We start from the raw sequence: 2,261 nt of genomic DNA on the forward strand, positions 1-2,261 counted from the left end.
GGCACCGGAGTCGCTGGTCTGGTACGCCAGCCTGGCCGGTGGCAGTTGCGGGTCCAGCATGGTCCAGGCGGCGCCGGTCTTCATCACCGCCAGTTGGGCTACGGGTAGGTGCAGGCCCCGGTCGAGCAGGAGCCCGACGATGTGGCCCGGGCCGATGCCGTGCCTGCGCAGCCTCTGGGCCAGTCGGGTGGATCGACGGTCCAACTCGCCGTAGCTGAGGTCGACGCCCTGGAACCGGATCGCCACCCGGTCGGGGTCATGACCCGCCAGTACGCCGTGCAACAGGCCCTTCATGCCACACCTACCTGGCCGTCGGTGTCCTCGGACGGGTTCAGCGCGTACAGGATGTGGTCGCGTTCGGCGGACGTGAGGATGTCGACGTCCTCGACGAGGTCGCCGGGCTGGGCCAGTCCGTTGGCGAGCGCGGTGATGCAGTGCTCGAGCAGGCGGTCGACGCGGTCGGCGTCGAAGAGTTCGGTGGAGTATTCGGCGGCGATGCTCAGCTGGCCGTCGGGTGTTTCTTCGATGCTGACCGCGATGTCGAAGCGGGCGCTTCCGGTGGTGGCGTCCACAGGTTCGGCGGTGAGTGTGCCGAGCCCCGACGCGCTCCGAGAGAGGGCTGGTTGCAGGGTGAGGCTGATCTGGAACAGGGGGTTGCGGCCGGTGACGCGTTCGGGTTTGAGGCTGTCGACGATCAGGCTGAACGGGATGTCCTGGAGTGCGGTGGCTTCCAGGACGGTGTCGTGGCAGCGGTGGATGAGGTCGGTGAAGGTGGGGTCGCCGTTGGTGTTGGTGCGTAGGACGACGGTGTTGGCGAAGTAGCCGACCATCGGTTCGGTGTCGATGTGGGTGCGGCCGGAGAAGATCGAGCCGATGGGTAGGTCGGTTTGTCCGGTGTAGCGGTGCAGCACGGTGAGCAGTGCGGCTTGGTGGATGGCGAGGAAGGAGACGTGGTGGTCGCGGGCGTAGCGGCGGGCGGCGGCTGTCACGTCGTCGGGCAACGGCCGGCCGATCCAGGCTCCGGCACCGGTGGGGTGAGCCGGACGCGGCCGGTCGCTGGGCAGATCCACCGTCGGTAGGTCGGCCAGGATCATCCGCCAGCGATCGAGTTGGCGACCCAACTCCTCATCGTCGAGGCGGGCGCGCTGCCAGGCCGCGTGGTCGGCGGGTTGTACGGGCAGGTCTGGTAGCTGGGCCTGGGTGGTGAGGCCGGTTTCCGCGGCGTAGAGGTGGGCCAACTCGTCGGCGAGGATCCCCACCGACCAGCCGTCGGCGACGATGTGGTGCGCGACGAGCACGAGCACGTGCTCGTCGGCCGCCAGGCGGGCCAGCGCCGTGCGGAATACCGGCCCGGTCGCCAGATCCATCCGGCGGCTGACCTGATCGTTGACCCAGGTGGTGACGGTGTCGGCCGCGATGTCGACCGCGGGCAGGGCAAGGTCGGCCGGTGCGGGGTCGATCACCAGGCGGGGGAGTCCGTTGTGCTCGACGAACCGCGTGCGCAGGGCTTCGTGTCGCACTACCAGCGCGTGCAGCGCTCGCCGCAGGGCGGGTTCGTCCAGCACGCCGCGCAGCCGGAGCGCGACGGGGATGTGGTAGACCGTGGACGCCGGGTCGAGTTGGTGTTCAAACCACAGCCCTTCCTGCTGCCGAGTGCATACCAGTGTTCCGTCACGCGGTACCGGCACGATCGCGGTCCGGCCGGCGGTGGGCTCGGCGCGGTCGAGGTGGGCGGCGAGGTCTTCGAGAACGGGGTTGGCGAACAGCTCACGCGGGTGTAGGTCGATGCCCAGTTGGTCGCGCACCCGGGCGGTGAGCTGGATGCCGAGCAGTGAGTTGCCGCCGTGGTCGAAGAAGTTGTCGGTCGCGCCTACCTGGTCGACCCGCATGAGGTCCCGCCAGACCCGGGCCAGCCACCGTTCGGTGTCGGTGCGCGGCGCCACGTGCTCGGTGACCGCAGGCGCGGGCTCGGGCAACTGGGCGGTGTCGAGCTTGCCGTTCGGCGTCAGCGGTAGCTCGGGCAGTGTGATGAGGGCGGTCGGGATCATGTAGGTGGGGAGCCGGTCGGCGAGGAACCGGCGTACGTCGGCCGGGTCTGCGTCGCCGACGACGTACCCGGTCAGGGTGCCGTTGCGAACCGCCACCGCGCTCTGCCGGACCGCCCGGTGCTCGCACAGGGCGTGTTCGATTTCGCCGAGTTCGACGCGTTGGCCGCGGAGTTGGACTTGTCGGTCGCGGCGTCCGAGGTATTCGAGGGTGCC

2 protein-coding genes are annotated in these 2,261 nt (G+C 69.6%); both read right to left on the reverse strand.

Going from position 1 to position 2,261, the window contains the following annotated elements; translation table 11 throughout:
- The coding region (locus ACPXB1_RS30525; RefSeq protein ID WP_425736160.1) for an AMP-binding protein at window positions 1-294 on the reverse strand (294 nt) is incomplete at its 3' end.
- A partial coding sequence (locus tag ACPXB1_RS30530) for a condensation domain-containing protein (RefSeq protein ID WP_425736161.1) occupies window positions 291-2,261 on the reverse strand: 1,971 nt, incomplete at its 5' end. The genes ACPXB1_RS30525 and ACPXB1_RS30530, both read right to left, overlap by 4 nt.

This window comes from Micromonospora sp. DT68 (assembly GCF_049847245.1).
GTDB lineage: Bacteria > Actinomycetota > Actinomycetes > Mycobacteriales > Micromonosporaceae > Micromonospora > Micromonospora profundi.